Source organism: Isoalcanivorax pacificus W11-5 (assembly GCF_000299335.2).
GTDB classification, from domain to species: Bacteria; Pseudomonadota; Gammaproteobacteria; order Pseudomonadales; family Alcanivoracaceae; genus Isoalcanivorax; species Isoalcanivorax pacificus.
In genome coordinates this window covers 3407533-3429859 of sequence record NZ_CP004387.1, presented here as the reverse complement: position 1 = coordinate 3429859, position 22327 = coordinate 3407533, and the positions used below count along the sequence as shown (strand labels likewise).

Here is a 22327-nt window from a genome sequence, read left to right as displayed (position 1 = left end):
GATTCGGCATCACTGGGGAACGCCTGATTGGGGAATCATCGTGAGCCTGACCTTATTGCGCCGTCTGCTGTGCGCGGTGTTGCTACTGTGCAGCGGCCTGACCGTGGCCGGTGAGCTGAGCGACGACAGCGCGCAGTTCCGGCGCGACATACTGGATATCAACAAGCGCCTGCTGCTGATGGAAGAGGAACTGCTGTTCCCCGCCGACACGCGCGTGACGCTGTTTCTGTCGCTGGACGTGGGCCGTTTCTTCACGCCGGATGCGGTGACGCTGAAACTCGATGGCGACACCCTGGTGAGCCATCTCTATACCGAGCGCGAAATTCGCGCCCTCAGGAACGGCGCCGTGCAGCGGCTGCATACCACCAACCTGCGCAACGGCGAGCACGAACTGACCGCCTTTGTTACCGGCATCGGCCCGAACGGCCGTGAAATTCGCCGCGCCGGCACACTGACGTTCGAGAAGGCCAGCGGCCAGCATTACATCCAGTTGCGCCTGGAAGATGATGCGGCGGCGCAGCAACCCAACATCGTCTTCCGCAACTGGCAGTGATGCGCCGCGTCCTTGCGTTACTGCTGCTTGCGCTGTGGCCGGCTGCCGCGCCGGCCTCGGCCCTGCATGCGGCACACCGTGTCGAAGACCCGGCCTACGGCCAGATCCTCTACGATTATTTTCAGCAGCAGTATTTTGCCGCCTTGACCACCACGCTGGTGGCGCTGGACAGCAACGCCCTGCCGACACAGCGGGATCGTGCGCGGGTGATGCTGGGCGTGCTGTATCTCGCCTACGACATGCCGCAGGATGCCGAGGAAGTGTTCGGGGCGTTGCTCACCGAAGACATCGACCCGTCCCTGTCGACGCGCATCTGGATACATCTGGCGGAGCTGTATTATCGACGCGCGCAACCGGAACAGGCGCTGGCGTTGCTTGATCAGCGTGTCACGCAGGTGCCGGACGACCTGCGCGAAAACTACCATGCCCTGCGCACCCGCATCCTGATGCGGCTGGGGCGTTACGACGACACCCTGGACGCGCTCGCCCAACTGGACACCGGCAGCCGCCTGAACGCCTACCTCAAGTACAACCTGGCGGTGAGCCGCATCAATGCCGGGCAGGGCGAGGCCGGCCTGCTGTCCTTGCGCGAGCTGACGGCCCTGCCGCCCGGCGATGCGGAAATCAACGCCATCAAGGATCGCGCGCTGCTGGCGCTGGGTGTGCATCATCTGCGCCAGGGCGAGCCTGAACAGGCCGCCTACTACATGGGGTTTGCGCGGCTCGACGGGCCCTACGCGGAACTGTCGCTGCTGCTGCACGCGCGCGCAGCGCTGGATCAGGATGCGCCGGCGCGCGCGCTCGGATCCCTGCAACAACTGGTGGCGCGGCCGATGCAGTACGAGCCCGTGCAGGAAGGTGCCCTGCTGCTGCCCGGCGTGTATGAAGACCTGGGTGACTACAGTGCCGCCGAGCAGGGGTATCGCAACGCCATCGAGGGCTACACCGCACACTATCGTTACCTGGGCACGCTGGCCGAACAGATCCGTGCCGGTGGCTGGTTTGCCGAACTGCTCGGCGAGGTGCCCTGGAGTACCGCGATGGACCCGCTGCCACCACTGGTGCCAGAACGGGTGGAGAGCTTTGTGTCATTCCGGGCGCTGTTTGCCTCCCATGCGTTTCATGCCGCCTGGCGCAATTATCACGAACTGCTGCGCCAGCGCCGCCTGCTGACCCGCTGGCGCGCCGCGCTGCCGGCCATGGAGCAATTGCTGGCGGCGCACGAAACGCGCCACCAGGAACGGGTGCCCCAGGCACACGCGCTGCTGGCGGAGGTGGACGCAGCCCGGTTGGAGCAGCAGCTCCAGCATCTGTTCGAGCGTCTGGATGCGGCAGTGCAGGACAACGACTGGCGCGCTTTCGGCGATGAAAAAGAAACACGGTTGTTGGCCGCCCTGACAGAAGCGCGCGCCCTGGCGGAAAAATGGGGCGACCGGGTGCGGCCGAACGTGCGGGAAAAACTGGCCTTCTACGAAGGGCTGCTGGCCTGGGACCTGCAGGACGATCAGGTGCCGCGCCAGTGGCAGCATCGCAAGCTGCTCAATGAAGCACAGCGGCTATTGCAGGACACCGATGCCCTGCGCGGGCGCGTGGCGCGCGCCGCCACCGACGACAGCGGCCGGCTGGCGCAGTGGCGCAGCGCACTCACCGACCTGACCCGGGCCGTGGATGAGCTGGACGCCCGTGGCGAGCAGTTGATGCAACGCCAGCAGGTCGCGATTGAAGCGCTGGCGCTGGAGTGGATTGCGCGCGAGCGGCCACGGCTGAACGGGCTGGCGGCGCAGGCGTGGATGGCGTTGAGTGATGTGCAGGCGCGTGCTGCGCGGTAGGGTGGGTAGAGCCAAAGGCGAAACCCACCGGGTCCATGCCCGTTATCCACTCCCGCAAAATCATCGAAGCTGGCCTTTACGGCGGCCGGCAGTTTCGCTGTTTTTGTGCGAGCAGTGTGCGGCATGGACGTGGTGGGTTTCGCCTTTGGCTCTACCCACCCTACGGAGCTCTTGTGAAGGTCGGCAACATTAAAGTGTAGCCAGGTAGCGTTCCACGCCGTCTGCGGGCGGTCGCTCGCCTGTCCAGAACAGCTGCGCTTCGGGGTGTCCTGTAGCGGGTATGTCATCATCGAGCAACTGCGCCACGCGGCGGGCAATCGCCTCGCCGGAATCCACCCAGATCACCGTTGGCCACAAGCGCGCCAGCATCGGCCTGAGCAACGGAAAGTGTGTGCAGCCCAGCACCACATGACTGACCGGATCAGGTTGCGTCAGCCAGCCATTCAAATGCGCGAACAGGCCGTCCGGTTCACGTCCTTCGGCCACCCAGTCTTCCGCCCACTGCACCAGCTCGCGGCTGCCGAGGCGGCGTACACGGCAGCCGGCAGCGAACTCGCGGATCAGGTTGTCGGTATAGGGGCGATGCACGGTGGCAGGGGTGGCCAGCAGGCCGATTTCGCCGCCGGGGCAGGCGGAGGCCGCGACTTTCAGTGCCGGCACTACGCCCACCACCGGGATCGGCAGCGCGGCGCGCAGCGCCGGCAGCGCCAGGGTGCTGGCGGTATTGCAGGCCACCACCAGCATGCGCGGCTGTTGCGCGGTCACGGCGTCACGGCACACCTCCACCACCCGTGCGGTCAGGGTCGCGTCGTCCTTGGTGCCGTAGGGAAAGCCGGCACTGTCCATCAGATAGTGCAGCGGCTGGGTCGGCAAACGGCGACGGATTTCCGCGGCGACGCTCAGGCCGCCAACACCGGAATCGAAGACCAGGACGGGGGGTGCGGGCATGGGGGTGAGGGGGTTGTGGGTTTGGGGGGAGTGTACTCGGTAGTGGGGGGGGATATAAGGGGTCGGACGTCGGACGTCTGACGTCGGACGCTAAAACAAAAAGACGTCGGTTCTTTGCTCTTCTTCTTTTGCGTCAGACGTCCGACGTCAGACGTCCGACCCTTCTTTTTTGCATCCGGCCTTCTTCACAACGCCCCCAAATCCTCCGAATAAAACACCTCACCATGCCGATCAATCAGAATCGCCGACACCCCCGGCAGCCGATTCGCCAATGCCAGGCCCTGCTCGCGACCGAGCACGAACAGGCTGGTGGACAGGGCGTCGGCGTCGATGCCGCGCTCGGCCAGCACGGTGACGCTGACCAGCTCACCGGCCGGCTTGCCACTGGCGGGGCTGAGGATGTGATGCACATGCTCACCGTCGCGGATAAAAAAGCGTTCGTAATCGCCGGAGGTGGAGACGGCGATATCTTCCAGTGGCAGGGAAATCGCCACGGCTTCTTCGCGGCGTGGATGGCGGATGCCGACCTGCCAGGCGCGGCCGCGCCGGTCGCCGAGCACATAACTGTCGCCGCCCAGGCTGATATAGGCATGGCGCACGCCGGCCTGATGCAGGATGGCCACGGCGCGGTCGATGGCGTAGCCCTTGGCGATGCCGCCGAGATCAATGCGTGTGGCCGGATGGTGCAGGCGCAGGCGACGCTGTTCATCAAGCGTGACCTTGTCCATGCCGACACCCTCCCTGGCGTGTGCCAGGGCGTCGTCATCCGGGGCGATGCCGGCGCGGTAATCGTACAGGTGGCCGACGGTGGCAAAGCTGATGTCGAAGGCGCCGTCCGTCAGGGTGGTATAGTGACGCGACGTCTCGATCAGTTGCGCAAATTCCTCCGACACGGTCATCGGGGCCTGCGTCGCCGTGTGGTTGGCCTGATACAGCTCGCTGCCTTCGCGCCAGGGCGAGTATTGCCCGTTGATACGGTCGAACTCCGCCTGGATCTGCGCCACGGTGTCGCGGCTGTCCTGCTCGCCCGGCCAGAATTCCAGCGTGGCGCGCGTGCCCATCACGTTCCACTGCGCCTGCACCCAGTCGGCGTGCGCGCTGGCGGCCAGCCAGCACAGTGACAGGAGGCAGGTCAGCAGCAGTCGTGGCACGCGTGACTCCATCAAGGTAAACGGGCGCAGCGTCAGGCAATCGTCAGACAATCGGCTGGAACGCCGTCAGGCGCTCCATCATGGTGGCGTTGCCCAGGCTGTGCAGCGGGAAGCGGCTGCCGAACAGGCCCGCTTCACCATGCAATGCCATGTAGTTCAGCAATACCGTTTCCACCAGCAGGTTGACGTTGTTGGCCGCCGGCGAACTGGCCGTTTCCACCGAACCGTTGGCACGCATCCAGCCAAGCTGCTGGTGGCGCGCCTGTTCATCAGGCGAACCGCCGAGCAGCTGTGGCCGCCCGCCGGGATTGTAGACCAGAAAGAACGACGCCGCCGTGCCGCTGCTGTCGCCGGTCCATTCGCCTTTGCCCCGGCCATTGATGGAATCGTCGATGCGGCCATTGCTGGACACCGAACCGTCGCTGAACACATACAGCATCAACGGCGTGCCCATCCGTGCAGCGTATTCCAGGCAGGCCCCCATGCAGCGGCCGGCGCGCAGGTCGCGCAGCTCGCCGGTGCCGCGTTCGCCGGTGTGGTAATCGTAGCCGCCGATGGTGACGCAGCCGGCGCCCGCGTAACCGCCAATGACCAGTTTCATGATGGAGGCGGTCTTGCGGAATTCGCTGTCACTGTTGAATTCAGCTTCGGTAAAGATACCGCCGTCGCCGACGATGTTTGTATCCAGCACCGGGTTCAGCGCTGACGGATCCCCGTAGCGGTCGGTGATATCCGCCGCTTCGATATACCCGCAGCGCATCAGTTCTTTCAGCACGGCATCCTGGGTCACGGCGGTATCCACCTGGCCGAGTTTGCTGTGGCTGATGCGCGCCACCGCTTCCATCACTGCTACCGCATCGGACTGGTCCAGCAGGCCAACCAGCTTGCCGGTGTTGACCAGGCCGGTGACATCCGAGGGACGGTCCACCTTGGTCGGCCGCACGCTCGGATCGATCAGCCAGGCAGGCGCCATGGAATTGCCGCCGGAATCGGAACTGGAGGAGCCAGCCAGCGCCAGCAGCTCGCCGTTGGCGCCAGCCTTGAAGATGCCGTACAGCGGGTTGTGCGGATTGTTGGCGGTGTCGTTTTCCGAGCGAGCCGGAATCACACAGCCGTTGGTGCCGGCACGCGCGCCGGCACTGGTTTTTTCCAGAATGCCCTGAAGAAACCCCGAGTCGGTATGGAAGGCCAGGCCCAGGCTGCGGTCAATGAACGGGCTGCCCAGTGACGGCAGCATGTTGCCGGGCAGGCCCTGCATCGAATAGCCGGCAGCAGACAGAAACGCCTCCTGCCCGCCTTCGCGACCGACCAGCACGTTCGAGCCGGCCATGCTGGCGCCGCCAGCCAGATCGAAACAGATGAAAGGAATTTTGCCGGCACCGGCCACCTGAATGCCGCAGCCGGCTTTCAGGTTTTCCAGATCGGGCGCCAGGGCGGCCATGGCCGCGCGCGGATTACTGAACAGACTGAACACACCCAGGCTGCTGACCAGCCCGGCGCCGCGCAGCAGGCCGCGTGCGAGAAAGTCGCGCCGGGTCATTGGCCGGCCATGGTTCAGCCGCGTCAGCGGCATATCCGGATGCAGTGGCGGTAAGCGTCTCATCCTGGCCTCCGTTATTTGATCAGCATGGTGGCGCCGCCGAGTGCGGCGGCACAGGCGGCTTTCACCGCGGTTGCCGTCTGCCCGGCGGGGCAGGCGCCATTGCAGCGGGCCAGACCATCGGGCACACCGTCCGGTGCGCCCACCGGTTTCACATCGCCGGTGGACAGCAGCAGCTGCGTCAGTTCGGTGCGCACACTGGCATGGGCCGGCTGCGAATCCAGCCCGGTGCCGAGCATGCGCGCAAGCAGCGGGGTGATGATCTGGTCCTGCCAGTCCTGGTCACTGATCGACTGCGCATTGGCGTTGTAGTCGAAGCCGGTGAACAGCGGCGCGATGCCGGCACTGCCTGTCATTTCTGCTTCCACGAGGGCGTTGCAGTACTCAATCGCCAATTGCGCCACGCCGATCTGGTGCGCAGTCAGGAAACCGCCAAAGCCGTCACTGATCGGCAACTGCTGCCGCACCAGTGAGAAGGTTTCCGGCACATCGCCCCAGGTCGCCGGCACGCCGGTGAGCGCGCTCATGGTGGCGTTGATTTCGTCGAAGGTGCGCACGCCGATATCCGGCTGCGGTGCCGCCGGCACTTTCGGAATCGGGATCGGTGTCGGTTCGGTGTAGACATTGGTGTGGCTGCCCAGGCGCGCGAACGAGAGGAAAAATTCATCCTGCTCCTGGCCCACGTCCAGCGCGATGATGGTGCCCAGCCGGGACAGCGGCTGTATGCCGCCGAGGTAGCCGGGGCCGCCGATCTCGGTGTCGAGCTGGCTCCAGGTCTGGCCGACGGTGATTTCGCGGCCGTTGATGCCGACGCGCAGCCCCTGCAGGGTAGTGGCCTGTGGTGCCGTGTTGTCCAGATTGATGAAAAACGGCTCGGCGAACAGATACGCATAGTTATCAAAGCGCGAGACTTCAAAACCGATATAGGACTCCGGCGTGTTGATCAGCTCACTGATACTGAACAGCAGATAGAAGCGCTCGCCCACACCGGCGGCAAAATTCTGAGCAATCTGGCTGGCATTGAGTGCGCGGTTGTGGACCGCGACAAACCGGATCACGCCCTGCCAGAGCCGGTTGCCGGAGGCTTCGTTGCCGAGCACCAGCGCGTAGGTGTCGTTCCAGCTTTCCAGCGCCGACGGCGCGACCGGATCAGTGATGCCGCTGTCCTGGCCGTTGATGTACAGCCGCCGGCCGTTGACCGCATCGAACGTCAGCACCACGTGTTGCAGGCTGGCCTGGAGACTTTCCGCCGGGCTGTCCAGCAGCGGCTCGCCATTGGCGCTGGTGTTGTTGTGGCGCAGTGCGAAGCCATAGCTGGACTGCTGCTGGCTCAGCGTCAGGTTGCGCGCGTCGGCGCCCGCCGCGTAGCTGACGATATGCGCGTTTTCCTGGCCGGTGGTGGCCGGGATCACCCAGGCTTCCAGGGTGAATTCGCCGCTGCCGGTGATCAGGTCGGTGAGCTTGCGGCTGGCGGCGGTGTTGCCCTGCGCCTTGCCACTGTTGATGCGGATGCCCCAGCCGCCGACCCATTCCACATCGCCGGAGAGTGTCAGGTTCAGTTGTGGTTCCACACCGCTGTTGTCGAACGCGGTGTTGCCGGTGCCGCTGCGGAATTCATAGCGGGCAATCACGTTGGCGTCATGGCGGCCGCCGCTGGCGGCAAGGATGCCATCGTCCAGCCGCAATGCCTTGGAGAGCACCAGCGCGCTGTCCGGTTCGCTGACCGGAATACCCTCGGCCATGGCGGTAATGGCATCGCGTAGCACGATGGCATCGTCGCCGCATACGCTCCAGCAGTTGTGCGAATCCTCGCGCAGCCGCGCAACCAGGCGCGAGCCGTCCGGGTTATCCAGATTGACGCTGTTCTGCACCGCCTTGTAGGCGTTGTCCACGTCGCTGGCGGCGAAGTAGGGCGAGATCGGTGTGCCGGCGGCATTTGGCACATGGCACTCGCTGCAATGGGTGGCGAGGATCGGATGCAAATGCTGTTCAAACAGCGCGGAGGACGCCGGGAACGTTCGGCTGCTGCCCGGATCACGAATCGGGGGCGGCACAAACTCCACTTCGCCGGCATTGCCGTCGATGCTTTGCCCGGCCCAGTTGTCGATCCACACGGTAATCTGGTCCGCGCACGCCTGCGCCGCGATGGTGTCATTGCCGATCCAGCAGTGGTGGCCGCCGCGAATCTTGCTGACCATCTGCGAGTTGCCCGGCTGGCGCAGGTTCACCACGCTGTTGGCAGCGGTATAGGCCAGGTTGATGTCGTCGTCGCGCACAAATGAAGGCGCCTGGCCGCCGGTGCCGTGGCAGGCGCCGCAGCGGTCGGCACGCACCAGGTTGTCCCACACATTGAGCTTGAAGGCGACCACATCGCTGGTGCGGGCCACCGGGCCGGTGTAGTTCACATCATCGTCGTTGTTCGGCGGCGGGTTCTGTGTCACCGGCGCACCGCTGCCGCCACTGCCACCGCAGCCGGTCAGTGCGACGAACAGCAGGGACAGGGCCATTGTCGGGATACGCATCGCTCAGTCCCCCATGCAGTAGACGGCAGCGTCGACGAACAGGTCGCGCAGCCGGTGGCCGTTGGCGCTGAACGCGGCGCGCATGTCCTCGACCTGTGACAGGTCCGCCGTGGAAGCGGGGCTGCGCAGGCACACGGTGCGGAACGTCTTTTCTGCCTGGCAGGTCGCGAACGCTTCACTGTGGGCGAGTTCCTGGCCGAGACTTTTTGCCCCCTGGCCGTGGCCGGGCAGGCTGCCGTCCCAGCCGAGCACGGCGTTCTGGCCGTCGCGCCAGTAGTTGAGCCAGGTGTCGTCGCCGGTTTCAAAACCGTGGATGAAGTTGTTGGCATTGATGCGGTATTTCGCCTGCACCCGGGTGCCGGTGGCAGGGTCGGTCTGGCCGTCGCGGTTATATAAAATCTCGCCCGCCGGTGAACCTTCCGGGCCGCTCCAGTTGTAATAGGCGAAGGCGCCGGCCATCGGGTCCATGCCCGAGTGGCAGGCGATGCAGTTGTTCAGGAAGATGCGGCTGTCGCCGCCGGGGCTGCGGGTGATGTCCTGGCGAATGCGGTCTGCCGGCCGAGTGGCGTCCTTGAGCTGTTCCAGGTCGTGGCAGAGGTGGTTCATCAGGGTAAAGCGCAGCATGGCGCGGTTGGTGCCGGCGTAGAAAAAGGCTTTCGCCGCGGCGCGGCTGGTCATGATGCCGGCGGTGGCGTCGGCGGGCAGGCCGTAGAGGGCGGATTGCGCGCGCGCGGTGAGCACTTGCTGCAATGGCACATGGGCGGCTTCCATGGCTTCAAAGTGCGCGTTGCTGGTGCCGGAAGGCGCGGGAATGTCATTGTGGCCCAGCGCGCTGAGCTCGCCCTGGTCGCCGGTGTAGACCAGGTCGGCGAACAGCACTTCACGGAAATCCCGGTCGTCGCGCACCAGCCCGATCACCGTGGCGGTGTAATCGTTCAGCGGGGCGAACACATCGCGCTCGCGGTTGGTCCAGGGCGTGGCGAAGTTTTTCAGCACCACGTTGTAGAAACCGTCCTGCTCGGTGGCCAGCAGTGCCGCTTCGCGGGTCTGCCCGGCGTCGATCAGGCTGGCCATGGTGGTCAGCAGCGCGTCCGTGGCCGGTGTGCCGGTCAGACGGTTGTGCATCCGTTGCGCCTGGTCACGGGCATTCGCCGCCGCCTCGCTGGCCGCCACAAGGCCACCCAGGCACAGCATCAGTGCCGTGACGCGTTTGATTCGTTTCATCCCCTCATCCCCCCGACGAGGTCGCAGCCCGCCATTGCGGCGAACGTCTGTGGTCTTTGTTGTCGTTCCCGCACCCACTATAACGGCCTGGCAAGGCGGGTTTGCGCTACTGACGCACCCCCGTATAGTGAACCGCCGCCCAGATTTACAATGCAAAGTTGTTGATACTGGCGGTCCGACCGCCCGTCGGGGAAACGGGCGGTCGATCACAACAAGCAGGGTGCGGGGGCAATCAGATACCGTGTCAGGGGAAATGTTTACACCTCGGTGGATCCGTGCCGGCGTCATGCTGGCGGCTGTGCTGTGGCTGACGGCCTGTGACCTGGGTGGCAGCGGTGACGGCGGCAGTGGCGACGTGGCGTTGCTGGACCGGCCGGTGGCCTATGTCAGCCGCAGCGAGGCACTGGACGAGGACGGCGCGCCGTTGTCGCCGGTGCTGCGCGAGCCGGCCGGTTTTATTCCCGGTGCGGTGCTGCACCTGCGCGATCTGGCCTCTCCCAATGCCCGCGAGCGGGTGCTCACGGCGGGGCTGTTTGATGACCCGATCGATATCCGCGACCTGTCGGTAAGTTTCGATGGCCGTCGCCTGCTGTTCGCGCTGCGCGCACCGGAAATTCCCAATGCCGATGACGACGAGCAGCCGACCTGGAATATCTGGGAATACGACGTCGACAGCCAGCAACTGCGCCGCGTGATCAGCAACGAGCTGATCGCCGAGGAAGGCCAGGACCTGGCGCCACGCTACCTGCCGGACGGCCGCATCCTGTTCGTCTCCACCCGCCAGCGGCAGGCCCGTGCGCGCCTGCTCGATGAAGGCAAGCCGCAGTTTGCGCCGTTGGAAGAAACGCGCCGCGAATTTGCCGTAGCGCTGCACGTGATGAATGCCGACGGCACCGACCTGCGGCAGATCAGCTTCAACCCCAGCCACGACCTCGCGCCCATGGTGATGGACGACGGCCGCGTGCTGACGCTGCGCTGGGACAACAAACAAAACCGCAACAGCCTGGACTTCTTTGCGCTGAACCCGGACGGCACGGCGACAGGGCTGCTGTACGGCAGCGACCGCCAGAACCCGGACCCGGACGGCCTGCAATTCACCCGCCCGCGCTGGTTGCCGAATGGCGACCTGCTGGTGATGGCCCGCGAAGACGGCGGCGGCTGGGCTGGCGTGCCGCGCCGGCTGGCCGTGCAGCGTTTCCAGCGCGCCTCGCAACCGCTGCCGGGCGAAAGCGCCGAGGGTGCCGAAACCGATGTGCTGGGCCTGCCACTGGCGCCGACCCGGGAGACGCTCTCCGCCGGCGGGCGTGTGGCCGCCATGGCGCCGCTGTTCGACGGCACCGACCGCTATCTGGTGGCCTGGTCACCCTGCCGGGCGCAGGTGGGCAGCAGCCTGCGTGCCTGCGACGACGAGGTGCTGGCGAACCCGGAGGCTGAAGAAGCCGCGCCCGCCTATGGCCTGTGGATTTTTGATCGTGTTACCGGCACCCAGCGTCCCGTCGTGCTGCCGCAGGCGGGCCGCATCATCAGCGACGTGGCGGTGATGGCGCCGCGCACCCTGCCGCCGGTGCTGGCCGACGGGCAGCCCGGTGCCGGGCTGGACCCGCTGCTGTTCGAGCAACTCAGCGGCGTGCTGGATATCCGTTCCGTGCTGGATATGGATGGCGCCTTCAATGTGCAGGGCACCCGCCCGGCGGGCATTGATACGCTGACGGATTATCGCGACCCGGCCCTGATGACGGCGGCGCAGCGCAACGTGCGCTTCCTGCGCGTCAGCAAGGCGGTGCTGATACCGGATGACGATGTGGTGGAGGTGCCAGGTGCCGCCTTCGGCCGCAGCGCTGCCTTCGGCATGCGCGAAATTCTCGGCTATGTGCCGGTGGAGCCGGACGGTTCGGTGCGCGCGGTGGTGCCCGCCAACGTGCCGCTGGATATCCAGTTGGTGGATGCCGCCGGCCAGGCGCTCGGTAACCGGCACGGCAACTGGCTGACGGTGCGCCCCGGTGAAACGCTGCGCTGCAACGGCTGCCATGCGCCCAATAGCGCCGTGCCGCACGGTCGCTATGACGCCGTGCAGGCGCCGTTGAACGACGGTGCGCCGGTCACCGGCCTGCCGTTTCCGAACACCGACCCGGCGCTGTTTGCCGATGCCGGCGAAACCATGGCGCAGGTGCGCGCGCGCCTGCTGCCGGAGGATCAGGCACTGCGCCCCGACCCGGACTATGTCGACATCTGGACCGACCCGGCCGTGCGCGCCGTGGACGACCCGCTGCGCCTGGGCTACGACGCCCTGACCACGCCGGCGCCGGCCACCGATGACTGTCTGGCGGACTGGAGCACCCTGTGCCGCGCCATCATCCATTACCCGAACCATATCCAGCCGCTGTGGGACCTGCCGCGCGAGGTGGACGACAACGGCACGCTGGTGGACGTGACCTGTTCAGGCTGCCATACGCGCCGCGACGCCATGAGCCAGTTGCAGGTGGCGCCGGCGCAGCTGGAACTGACCGGCGACGCCTCCGGCCAGCAGCCCCTGCACATGACCAGCTACCGCGAACTGCTGTTTCCCGACACCGAACTGACCCTGCAGGACGGCGCCCTGGTGGAGTTGCTTGTGCCGCTGATCGAGAACGGCCAGCCGGTGTACGAAGTGGACGAAAACGGCGAGTTGCGGCTGGATGAAAACGGCGACCCGATTCCGGTCATGGTGCCGGTGCAACTCGGCCAGCGCATGAACCCCGGCAATGCCCGTGGCAGCGCGCGCTTCTTCCTGCCGTTTGCCGACGGCGGCAGCCATGCTGGCTGGCTCAGCCCGGAAGAAATACGCCTGCTCAGCGAGTGGCTGGATGGCGGTGGCCAGTATTACAACGACCCGTTCGAGGTGCCGCAGACATGAGCGGCTGGCGTGTCCTTTTTTTCCTGCTGTGCCTGCTGCCGGCTGTGGCACCGGGCGACACGCTGACGGTCACCGTGGCCGATCCCTTTATCGAACTGCGCACCGGGCCGGGGCGCGGTTATCCCGTGTTCCATGTGGTGGAGCAGGGGCAACAGATCGTATTGCTGAAACGCCGCACGCAATGGATCGAGGTCCGTGCCCCGCGTGGTCACCAGGGCTGGGTCAGCCGTGCGCAACTGGCGCGCACGCTGGATGACACCGGCGATTATGTGGCCCTGGAAGAACGTGAACTGGCGGATTTTTTCACGCCGCATGCGGAATTCGGTGTCCTGGTCGGTGAGCTTGACCGCACCACGGCATTAAGTGTGCAGGCCGGCTGGGCCTTTACCGACCGCTTCCAGCTGGCGTTGTCGTGGACGGAAGCCAACAGTGATTTTGCCAGCCGCCGGTTGCTGGATGTGTCGCTGATGAACCAGTTTCTGCCACACCGCAGGTTGTCGCCGTATGTGCTGGTCGGCGGCGGCCGTGTGGACGTGGAGCCACGCACGGTGCTGGTCCAGTCCAGTGATCGCAGTGAGCGTTCGGTGCATGCCGGCGCCGGCCTGCGGCTCTGGCTCACGCGCGGGTTCGTCTGGCGCGCGGAATACCGGCATTACGTGTTTCTCACCACCCAGGATGACAACGAAGAGCTGGAACAATGGCGAACCGGATTCAGTGTGCTGTTCTGAGCGCCGCGCTGGCGCTGACCACCGTGCCGGCCCTGGCCCAGGTGCCCGGTGACCTGTCACCGGAGGTGACCACGCGGCGGGTCAGTGAAGCGCAGATCGAGGGCAGCAATATCGAGATCGGCCTCTACGGCGGCCTGATCAATATCGAGGACTTTGGCAGCAGCGGACTGGTGGGCGCGCGGCTGGGTTATCACCTGTCCGAGGATGTGTTCTTCGAAGCGGCGGTGGCACAGGCGAAAGCCGGCGACAGCAGTTTCGAAACACTCAATCCGGGCGTATCGCTGCTGGACGGCGATGAGCGGGATTTCCGCTACTACAATTTTTCCGTCGGTTATCAGTTGTTGCCGGGCGAAGCCTTTCTGAGTTCGCGGCGCGCCTACAACAGCGCCTTCTACCTGCTGGGCGGCGCCGGCTCCACGCGCTTTGCCGGTGATGATCATTTCACGCTGAGCCTGGGCGCAGGTTATCGCCTGATCCTGGCCGACTGGCTGACGCTGCGCATGGAAATGCGTGATCACCTGTTCGAGCTGGACATCACCGGCCGCAACAAGACCACGCACAATCTGGAATGGACACTGGGGCTGGGTGGTTTCTTCTGAGCTGCCCGCCAGCAAAAAAGACACGCAAAAAAGAAAAGACACGAGGGGGAAACATGGCACTACGACAGATGATCACACAAGGCTGCGCAGCCATTGTGCTGGCGCTGGCCTGTGAGAGCGCACTGGCCGAGCCGGTGCCGGCACCGGATTTCACACTGAAAAGCCGCAGTGGCGACAACATCCGCCTGAGCGAATTGCAGGGGCAGGTGGTGATGGTGAATTTCTGGGCCTCCTGGTGCGGCCCGTGCCGCCAGGAAATGCCGCTGCTGGACGATCTCTACGAAGAATACCGCGACTACGGTTTCGAACTACTGGGCGTCAACGTGGATGAAAATACCGCCGATGCAGAAGCCTTGCTGGCGCGTATCCCGGTGGAGTTTCCGATCCTGTTCGATCCGCAGGGTTCACTGAGCAAGGCCTGGGAAGTGGATGCCATGCCCAGTACCGTGCTGATCGACCGTGACGGCAATGTACGTTACCTGCACCGGGGCTATCGCAGCGGCGAAGAAAAAATCTACGCCGAAAAGCTGCGTGCGCTGGTGCTGGAATAAACCGGGAGCCACTGCATGAAAGCCGTCCTGCCCGTGCTGTGCCTGTTGCTGCTCACCGGTTGTGCCGTACAGCCCTGGGTGCAGCCCTACGAGCGTGCCCGGCTGGCGGACCCGATCATGAGCCGTGACCGCAGCCCGGCGGCATCCGCCTACCTCAAGCATGTGCATGAATCCCGCGAGCGCGCCCGTGGCGCGGAAGACGGCGCCGGGGGAGGTTGCGGATGCAGCTGAAGCCTCTGGTCTGGCTGTTGCTGTGGCTGCCGGTGGTAACGCAGGCAGCGGTGCTGGCGGAAGAACGGTTGGACGTGCTGTATCACCGCTATGACGGCGGCGGCATGGACATCAAGGGGCCGTCGGTGCTGGTGCGCAAGAACTTCGCCGAAAAAGTCTCGGTGAATGCCAACTATTATGTTGATCAGGTCAGCGGCGCCTCGGTGGACGTGGTCACCACCGCCAGCCCCTACACCGAAGAGCGCATCGAGAAATCCGTCGGCGTCGATTACCTGACCGGGAAAACCCTCTATTCCGTTGGCATCAACGCCAGCGACGAAGATGACTATATTGGCCGCACCGCGTATTTCAGCGTCAGTCAGGATTTCTTTGGCGACCTGACCACGGTGTCGTTCAGCTACGCCCAGGGCGATGACGAAGTGCGCCGCCGTGGCGACCGTGCCTTCAGCGAGGACCTGAGCCGGCGCAGCTATAAAGTGGGGCTGAGCCAGGTGCTGACCCGCGACCTGATCATAAGCCTCGGCCACGAGTTGATCACCGACAGCGGTTACCTGAACAACCCGTACCGCTCGGTGCGTTTTCTCACGCCCACCGGCTACGCCTACCAGCCGGAAGTCTACCCCGGCACCCGCACCAGCGAGGCCTGGGCGCTGCGGGGCAGTTACTACCTGCCCTGGCGCGCGGCGTTGCACGCCGAGCATCGCTGGTTCGAGGATTCCTGGGGTATTGAGGCGCGTGACTGGAGCCTGGCGTTCGTGCAGCCACTGTACCAGCACTGGCTGCTGGAACTGCGCGTGCGTCAGTACCGGCAGGAAGCGGCGGATTTCTACAGCGACCTGTTCCCCTATCAGGACGCGCAGAACTTCATGGCGCGCGACAAGGAAATGAGCAGCTTCAGCTCACGTTCCTACGGCGTGTCGGTGAGCTACCAGCAACGCCTGGACAGCCTGCGCTGGGCGGAGCGCTTCGGTGTGCAGCTCGGGCTGGACCGGTATGAATATGACTATCGGGATTTTCGCGATCTGCGCGTGAATACCACCGCCGGACAGGAACCGCTGTACAGCTTTGATGCACTGGTGACGTCGTTCGTGGTGACGCTGTGGTACTGACGGAATGCCATGATTGATCTCATCATGATATGCCGTGATCATGCACGCTTCTGATCGGGGATTTCATGATGACAAGAATAATCTGCGCCCTGCTGGCAGCCGTGCTGCTGTGCGGCTGCCAGTCCATTTATCGCCCGCAATCCGGCAATGAACCGCTCGGTTACCGGGATGCCCGCCTGAGTGATACCGAATACCGTATCTCGTTTGAAAGCTGGCGCAGCGGCGATCGCGCCCGGTTGCGCCCGCTGGCGGAATATCGTGCTGCTGAACTGGGTGCGTCGCTGGGCTATGACTGGATGCAGATCATGGATGCAGACTACGTGATGCGAGAGGACGCTGCGCTGGGTAACGATGCGGCCCTGATTACCCGGGGCGCGGCCACCTCATCTGGCGTGGTGACCGATGTGACCCCGGGTCTCGGTATGCGGCAGAGGGTATACGAAGTGTCCCTGCGGGTGCGCTATCTGCATGAGCCGTCAGACGATGCGCTGGGTGTGCTCGCCCTGCTGGCGCGACCGCTACCCTGAATTGTGGCGTGAGTTACGGCGCCGGCAATCCGATCTCGCCTTCGTGATCAAACTTCAGCGGCAGCGGGCTGCCGCCGACCCGCGCCGAGCCTTCAATGCGGTAATGCAGCGGTTCGCCGGATTTGTAGTCGAGTTGCTGTAATTGCCGCAGTGTCTCGAACAGCCCGGTCACCACCCGCGTCTGCACCAGCGCATCGCCCATGGCCGGCACGGTGACTTCCGCATTGGTCAGGCCACGGCCGAACGGCTGGCCTTCCAGGAACACCTGATAGTCCAGCGAGCGCAGCGTCAGCGGAAAATCATTCGGATTGCGGGCGCGCAGCGTCAGCGCCCATTCCTGCTCCAGCATGGTGATGCCCAGCAACTCCACATTGGAGAGTGTCACCTCTGGCGGCTCGGCATTGCGCAGGCTGGCGCAGGCGCCGAGCAGCAGGGACAGGCACAGCAGGGTCACGAGGCGTAGTGGCATGAATCGGGTCTCCGGTCAGTGTGGGGCATGTTCAGGCAGACCGTGATGCAGCCCGCCGGTTCGGATGGCCGGCGGGGTTCCTTTTTTCTTTCACAGAGTGTCGGTCAGCAGCACGCCGAGGCTCACACGGTTTTCATAATCGTCGTAGTTGATCAGTGAATCCCCATAGCCGGTAAAGACCTGGAAGATGCCCTTGAAGCGGCTGGAGATCGGGAAGGTATAGTCGATCTGCCCGGCACCCCGGTTTTCGCCACGGCGCAGGTTGTTGCGCAGCATCACTTCCACCACGTGGTTGCCGAACGGGCGTGCCACGGTGAGTTCGAAATTGCCCATGTATTTCTCGATGTCCGGGTTGTCGTCACCGCGCGGCGACATCGGGTCGTCTTTTTCATTCTCGGGGAAGCGGTACCAGCCCATCAGCTGCCAGTAATACTGCCCGGTGCGGGCCACATAGCTGCCGAACAGCCGGTCCCAGCCGCGCGAGGTGGGTACGTCCTGGCCGTTGGACTGGTGCACATAGCCGAAGCTGATCAGCTCGGAGTCCACCGGGCCGAACTGCCAGTCCACCGTGCGGGTGACAAACAGCTCCGGCATGTAGTTGGTCTCCCGGAATGGCCGTGACTGTTCCTTGTTATAGACCTGGAAAAAACTCACCTGGGTGTAGGCGAAATAGACGTTGTAGTGATCCAGCACCTGGGTCACCAGCGGCATCTTGATGGACAGCTGGAACTTCACTTCATAGGGGTTGAGCTCGCTGTCGTTCTTGGTCGGGTCGTTCCATTGCCGGTTCGACCAGTAGCTCATCGGCATGATGTAGTTGCGGCGGTGCGGGGTCATCACGAACGGGTTGAACTGCGAGTTCTCTTCCAGCAGCAGCCGCTCACGCAGGGCATCTTCATTGCGCTGGCGGCCGGATGGCCTGTCATCGCCGCACCATTCCTTCAGGGTCGACAGCGGTGTCTCCACCGGCGCGTTGCGCACAGCACGCAGCAGGCAGGCGTCCTGTTCGTCCATGGGCTGCGTGTCGCCGGCCTCAGCGGTCTCCGGGGTTCGCGTCTGCCCGGGATCAGGGGCGGGCGGCGCGATGATTTCGGCGTGAACGGCACTGACGCTCAGCAGCAGGGCAAGCGGGATGAGGGCGTGACCGCGCATGGACGCTCCTTGTGACATGGCTGGGCGGGTGCGGGCATGCCGCGCGCAACGCGACATGCCGGACATTCTGCAACAGCAGGGCGGGTAATGTTGTTAAAGATTTGTTGGCCGTGGGCTGCGTCATGCAAAGGATTACAGGCGGCGCAGTTCCTCGTCGTCCAGTGTGCGGGCTTCCTCGGCCAGCAGTACCGGAATGCCATCGCGCACCGGATAGGCCAGGCCATTTGCCTTGCAGACCAGTTCGCCGGTGCTTTCCTGCCAGATCAGCGGGGCCTTGCTGACCGGGCAGACGAGAATATCGAGCAGCTCTTTGTCCAGCATGCGGGCTTCCTTCATGCGTTATTGATGCGGTTGCAGGGCAGTATACCCGAACCGCTGCCAAACACTGGTTTCAAACGCCTGTTTGACTCGCGGGTCACAAATACTGGTGGGACGGGCACTGGCGCAGCGCTAACATTGGCGCCCATCAGTGCGCTGAGTGTTTTTTGAGCACCTGCGGCGCCATGCCCGGATTTATATCTGAACACCCTGTTTCCCGGAGGTCGTCATGCCTGAATACAAAGCCCCCGTGCGCGACATGCGTTTCGTGCTGCACGAGCTGCTGAACCTGGACGAGCACTACGCCAATCTCGGCCTGGAAGAAGTGAACGGTGAACTGATCGACGCGTTCCTGGAAGAAGGCGCGAAATTCTCCGCCAATGAGCTGGCGCCGCTGAACCGTTCCGGCGACGAAGAAGGCTGTCATTTCGATAACGGTGTGGTCACCACCCCGAAAGGCTTCAAGGAAGCCTACGCCAAGTACGTTGAAGGCGGCTGGCCGGCCATGGGCGGCCACGTCGAGTACGGCGGCCAGGGCCTGCCGTCCTCTGCCGGTATCGCCATTTCCGAAATGACCGGCTCCGCCAACTGGTCCTGGAGCATGTACCCGGGCCTGTCCCACGGTGCTGTGGCCACGATCGAAGAGCACGGCACCCCGGAACAGAAAGACACCTACCTGCCGAAGCTGATCAGCGGCGAGTGGACCGGCACCATGTGCCTGACCGAGCCGCACTGTGGTTCCGACCTGGGTATCCTGAAGTCCAAGGCCGAGCCGCAGGCCGACGGTTCCTACGCCATCTCCGGCACCAAGATCTTCATTTCCGCCGGTGAACACGACATGGCGGACAACATCATTCACATCGTGCTGGCACGCCTGCCGGGCGCACCGGCCGGCACCAAGGGCATTTCCCTGTTCATCGTGCCGAAGTTCCTGGTGAACGCCGACGGCAGCCTGGGCGAGCGCAACGGTGTGGCCTGCGGCTCCATCGAACACAAGATGGGCATCAAGGCCTCCGCCACCTGCGTGATGAACTTTGACGGTGCCAAGGGCTACCTGATCGGGCCGGAAAACAAGGGCCTGAATGCCATGTTCACCTTCATGAACTTCGCTCGCCTGGGCACCGCGATCCAGGGCGTGGCCCACGCCGAGATCGGCTTCCAGGGTGGTCTGGCCTATGCCCGTGACCGTCTTGCCATGCGCGCCCTGTCCGGCCCGAAAAACCCGGATGGCCCGGCGGACCCGATCATCGTGCACCCGGACGTACGCCGCATGCTGCTGACCGCGAAAGCGTTCGCCGAAGGCGGCCGTGCGCTGGTGTACTTCACCGCGCAACTGGGCGACGTGGTCCAGAAAGCCAAGTCCGAAGAAGAGCGCAAAGAGGCCGATGGCCTGATGGCGCTGCTGACCCCGATCGCCAAGGCGTTCCTGACCGAAGCCGGTCTGGAAGCGGCCAACCACGGCGTCCAGATCTACGGTGGCCACGGCTTCATCCGCGAGTGGGGCATGGAACAGAACGTGCGTGACGCACGTATCTCCACCCTGTACGAAGGCACCACCGGCATCCAGGCACTCGACCTGCTGGGCCGCAAAGTGCTGCAGACACAGGGTGCTGCACTGCGCAACTGGACCAAGATCATCCACAAGTTCTGCCAGACCAACGTCGACAACCAGGGCATGCAGGAATTCGTCGAGCCGCTGACCCGCCTGAACAAGGAATGGGGCGACCTGACCATGTCCATCGGCACCCAGGCGATGCAGAACATCGAAAACGTCGGTGCAGCGTCCGTCGATTACCTGATGTATTCCGGCTATATCACGCTGGCATACTTCTGGGCAGCGATGGCCGATGTGGCCCAGCGCAAGCTGGCCGAAGGCACCAGCGAAGAAGATTTCTACAAGGCCAAGATCGCCACCGCGCGGTTCTACTTCAAACGCATCCTGCCGCGTACCGCAGGCCATAAAGGCGCCATCGAAGGCGGCCTGGACTGCCTGATGGAGCTGGACGAGGCACACTTCGCGTTCTGAGGCGGCTGCCTGCACCGATCACAACAATGCCCGCCTCTGGTGGGCATTGTTGTTTCAGGCCCATGACCTGAAAGTCACTGACAGCATTTTTTGCGGAGAAAGACATGGCAACGTACAAGGCACCCCTGGATGACATGCGTTTCATCCTGCACGACGTGTTCGACGCCGAGACACTCTGGGCCAGCATGCCGGCCACGGCAGAAGTGAGCCGCGACCTGGCCGATGCCGTGCTGGAAGAAGCCGGCAAGATGGTGGAAGGCGTGATGCTGCCGCTGAACCGCTCCGGCGACGAAGAGGGCTGCACCTGGAACGATACTGTCGTGACCACGCCGAAGGGCTTCAAGGAAGCCTTCCGCATGATGGCCGAAAACGGCTGGACAGCGCTGTCCGGCAACCCGGAATACGGCGGCCAGGGCATGCCGAAAATGCTGGCGGTGCTGTTCGAGGAAATGATGCACAGCGGCAACACCTCGCTGGCGCTGTACACGCTGCTGTCCAATGGCGCCTGCCTGTGCCTGGACGCGCACGCCACGGAAGCGCTGAAAAGCACCTACCTGCCGAAAATCTACTCCGGCGAATGGTCCGGCACCATGTGCCTGACCGAACCGCACAGTGGCACCGACCTGGGCATCCTGCGCACGAAAGCCGAGCCGCAGGCGGACGGCAGTTACGCCGTCACCGGCACCAAGATTTTCATCACCGGCGGCGAGCACGATTTCAACGACAACATCATTCACCTGGTGCTGGCAAAACTGCCGGACGCCCCGGCGGGCAGCAAGGGCATCTCCCTGTTCCTGGTGCCGAAATTCCTGGTCAATGACGACGGCAGCGTCGGCGAGCGCAACGGCGTGACCTGCGGCTCCATCGAGCACAAGATGGGCATCAAGGGCTCCGCCACCTGCGTGATGAACTTCGACGGCGCCAAAGGCTGGCTGATCGGCGAAGCCAACCAGGGTCTGGCGTGCATGTTCACCATGATGAACTACGAGCGCGTGTCCATCGGCCTGCAAGGGCTGGGCCTGGGCGAGATCGCCTACCAGAGCGCGGTGGAATACGCCCGCGACCGTCTGCAGGGACGTGCTGCGGGCGGCGCGCAAAACCCGAACGGCAACGCCGATCCGATCATCGTGCACGGCGACGTACGCCGCATGCTGATGACCATGCGCGCCCTCAATGAAGGTGGCCGTGCCCTGTCCGCGTACCTGGGCATGCAGCTCGACATCGCCAAGTTCTCCGACGACGCCGCAGCAAAAGCGCATGCGGAAGATCGCGTGGCCCTGCTGACGCCGGTGGCGAAAGCCTTCTTCACCGACCGGGGCCTGGAAACCTGCGTGATTGGCCAGCAGGTGTTCGGCGGCCACGGCTATATTCGCGAGTGGGGCATGGAGCAGTTCGTGCGTGACGCGCGTATCGCGCAGATCTACGAAGGCACCAACGGCATTCAGGCGCTGGACCTGGCGGGCCGTAAAGTGGCACGCAATGGCGGCCAATCCGCCGCCGCGTTTGTAGCGGAAGTGCGCGAGTGGCTGGCAGGCGTGGCGGACCAGCCGGCGCTGGCCGAGGTGAAGGCGCCGCTGGAAAATGCCCTGGCGCTGCTGGAAGAAGGCACCGCGACACTGCTGACCCAGGCTGGCAATGATCCCGACGCAGTCAACGCCCTCGCGGTGGAATATCTGGACCTGTTTGGTCTGGTCACCTACGCCTGGTTGTGGGCGCGCATGATGCTGGTGGCCGCCGGCCGTGACGACAAGCTCGGCCAGGGCAAGCAGGTGGTGGGCCGCTTTTTCTTCGAGCGCCTGCTGCCGCGTGCGGAAACCCTGCTCAAACAGATGCAGGCCGGCAGCCGCACCATGATGACGCTGGCAGCAGAAGACTTCTGATCACACCGTCCCCTTGA

General features: G+C 64.3%; 19 protein-coding genes. 11 read left to right on the top strand and 8 right to left on the bottom strand.

The window, feature by feature from the left end:
• The first annotated feature begins 40 nt into the window (after positions 1-40).
• Positions 41-553 (top strand): hypothetical protein, encoded by a 513-nt coding sequence (locus S7S_RS15350; RefSeq protein ID WP_238582903.1) that lies wholly within the window; start codon positions 41-43, stop codon positions 551-553.
• On the top strand, positions 553-2382 hold the full coding sequence (locus S7S_RS15345; protein WP_008733566.1) for a tetratricopeptide repeat protein: 1830 nt from the start codon (positions 553-555) through the stop codon (positions 2380-2382). Before S7S_RS15350 ends, S7S_RS15345 begins: the two co-directional genes overlap by 1 nt.
• A gap of 189 nt (positions 2383-2571) precedes the next feature.
• Here S7S_RS15345 and murI read toward each other — a convergent pair whose 3' ends face one another.
• The 5 genes from murI to S7S_RS15320 form a co-directional block, all read right to left on the bottom strand.
• A complete protein-coding gene (murI, locus tag S7S_RS15340) occupies positions 2572-3330 on the bottom strand; it encodes a glutamate racemase (protein ID WP_008733568.1) in 759 nt (252 codons plus the stop codon).
• Positions 3331-3515: 185 nt separating this feature from the next.
• A complete protein-coding gene (locus tag S7S_RS15335) occupies positions 3516-4481 on the bottom strand; it encodes an FAD:protein FMN transferase (protein ID WP_008733570.1) in 966 nt (321 codons plus the stop codon).
• Positions 4482-4524: 43 nt separating this feature from the next.
• Positions 4525-6084: a hypothetical protein gene (locus S7S_RS15330; RefSeq protein ID WP_008733572.1), complete on the bottom strand. Its 1560-nt coding sequence runs from the start codon at positions 6082-6084 to the stop codon at positions 4525-4527.
• An 11-nt stretch (positions 6085-6095) separates the two neighbouring features.
• Entirely contained in the window at positions 6096-8603 is a 2508-nt protein-coding gene (locus S7S_RS15325; protein WP_041026019.1) for a LamG domain-containing protein, read from the bottom strand.
• Between the two features lie 3 nt (positions 8604-8606).
• Positions 8607-9827, bottom strand: a complete 1221-nt coding sequence (locus S7S_RS15320; protein ID WP_008733576.1) for a hypothetical protein — start codon at positions 9825-9827, stop codon at positions 8607-8609.
• A gap of 253 nt (positions 9828-10080) precedes the next feature.
• On the opposite strand from S7S_RS15320, the gene S7S_RS15315 reads away from it, so the two are divergent.
• The 7 genes from S7S_RS15315 to S7S_RS15285 all read left to right on the top strand — a co-directional run bounded on the left by S7S_RS15315 (position 10081) and on the right by S7S_RS15285 (position 16465).
• Positions 10081-12720 carry an HzsA-related protein gene (locus S7S_RS15315; RefSeq protein ID WP_041026018.1) on the top strand — a complete coding sequence of 880 codons (2640 nt, stop codon included), beginning with the start codon at positions 10081-10083 and terminating at the stop codon, positions 12718-12720.
• Complete coding sequence (locus tag S7S_RS15310) at positions 12717-13448, top strand: SH3 domain-containing protein (protein WP_008733578.1); 732 nt, start codon at positions 12717-12719, stop codon at positions 13446-13448. The genes S7S_RS15315 and S7S_RS15310 overlap by 4 nt, the downstream gene beginning before the upstream one ends.
• Positions 13418-14047: an outer membrane beta-barrel domain-containing protein gene (locus tag S7S_RS15305; RefSeq protein ID WP_008733579.1), complete on the top strand. Its 630-nt coding sequence runs from the start codon at positions 13418-13420 to the stop codon at positions 14045-14047. The genes S7S_RS15310 and S7S_RS15305 overlap by 31 nt, the downstream gene beginning before the upstream one ends.
• 53 nt (positions 14048-14100) lie before the next feature.
• Entirely contained in the window at positions 14101-14598 is a 498-nt protein-coding gene (locus S7S_RS15300) for a TlpA family protein disulfide reductase (RefSeq protein ID WP_052269263.1), read from the top strand.
• 15 nt (positions 14599-14613) lie between these two features.
• Positions 14614-14829: a DUF4266 domain-containing protein gene (locus tag S7S_RS15295; RefSeq protein WP_008733581.1), complete on the top strand. Its 216-nt coding sequence runs from the start codon at positions 14614-14616 to the stop codon at positions 14827-14829.
• Positions 14820-15938, top strand: a complete 1119-nt coding sequence (locus tag S7S_RS15290; protein ID WP_008733583.1) for a DUF3570 domain-containing protein — start codon at positions 14820-14822, stop codon at positions 15936-15938. The genes S7S_RS15295 and S7S_RS15290 overlap by 10 nt, the downstream gene beginning before the upstream one ends.
• Before the next feature lie 65 nt (positions 15939-16003).
• On the top strand, positions 16004-16465 hold the full coding sequence (locus S7S_RS15285; protein ID WP_144401684.1) for a CC0125/CC1285 family lipoprotein: 462 nt from the start codon (positions 16004-16006) through the stop codon (positions 16463-16465).
• Between the two features lie 13 nt (positions 16466-16478).
• On the opposite strand, the gene S7S_RS15280 is transcribed toward S7S_RS15285, so the two are convergent.
• The 3 genes from S7S_RS15280 to S7S_RS15270 form a co-directional block, all read right to left on the bottom strand.
• Positions 16479-16934 (bottom strand): LEA/WHy family protein, encoded by a 456-nt coding sequence (locus S7S_RS15280; protein ID WP_008733585.1) that lies wholly within the window; start codon positions 16932-16934, stop codon positions 16479-16481.
• Between the two features lie 90 nt (positions 16935-17024).
• Entirely contained in the window at positions 17025-18086 is a 1062-nt protein-coding gene (locus S7S_RS15275; protein ID WP_008733586.1) for a phospholipase A, read from the bottom strand.
• A 132-nt stretch (positions 18087-18218) separates the two neighbouring features.
• Positions 18219-18407, bottom strand: coding sequence for a Trm112 family protein (locus S7S_RS15270; RefSeq protein WP_008733587.1), 189 nt, complete (start codon positions 18405-18407; stop codon positions 18219-18221).
• 226 nt (positions 18408-18633) lie between these two features.
• Between S7S_RS15270 and S7S_RS15265 the strand changes: the two genes are divergently transcribed.
• Together S7S_RS15265 and S7S_RS15260 are read left to right on the top strand one after the other, a co-directional pair.
• Positions 18634-20430 (top strand): acyl-CoA dehydrogenase C-terminal domain-containing protein, encoded by a 1797-nt coding sequence (locus S7S_RS15265; protein WP_008733588.1) that lies wholly within the window; start codon positions 18634-18636, stop codon positions 20428-20430.
• Positions 20431-20534: 104 nt separating this feature from the next.
• Complete coding sequence (locus S7S_RS15260; RefSeq protein ID WP_008733589.1) at positions 20535-22310, top strand: acyl-CoA dehydrogenase C-terminal domain-containing protein; 1776 nt, start codon at positions 20535-20537, stop codon at positions 22308-22310.
• The last annotated feature ends 17 nt before the right edge of the window (positions 22311-22327 follow it).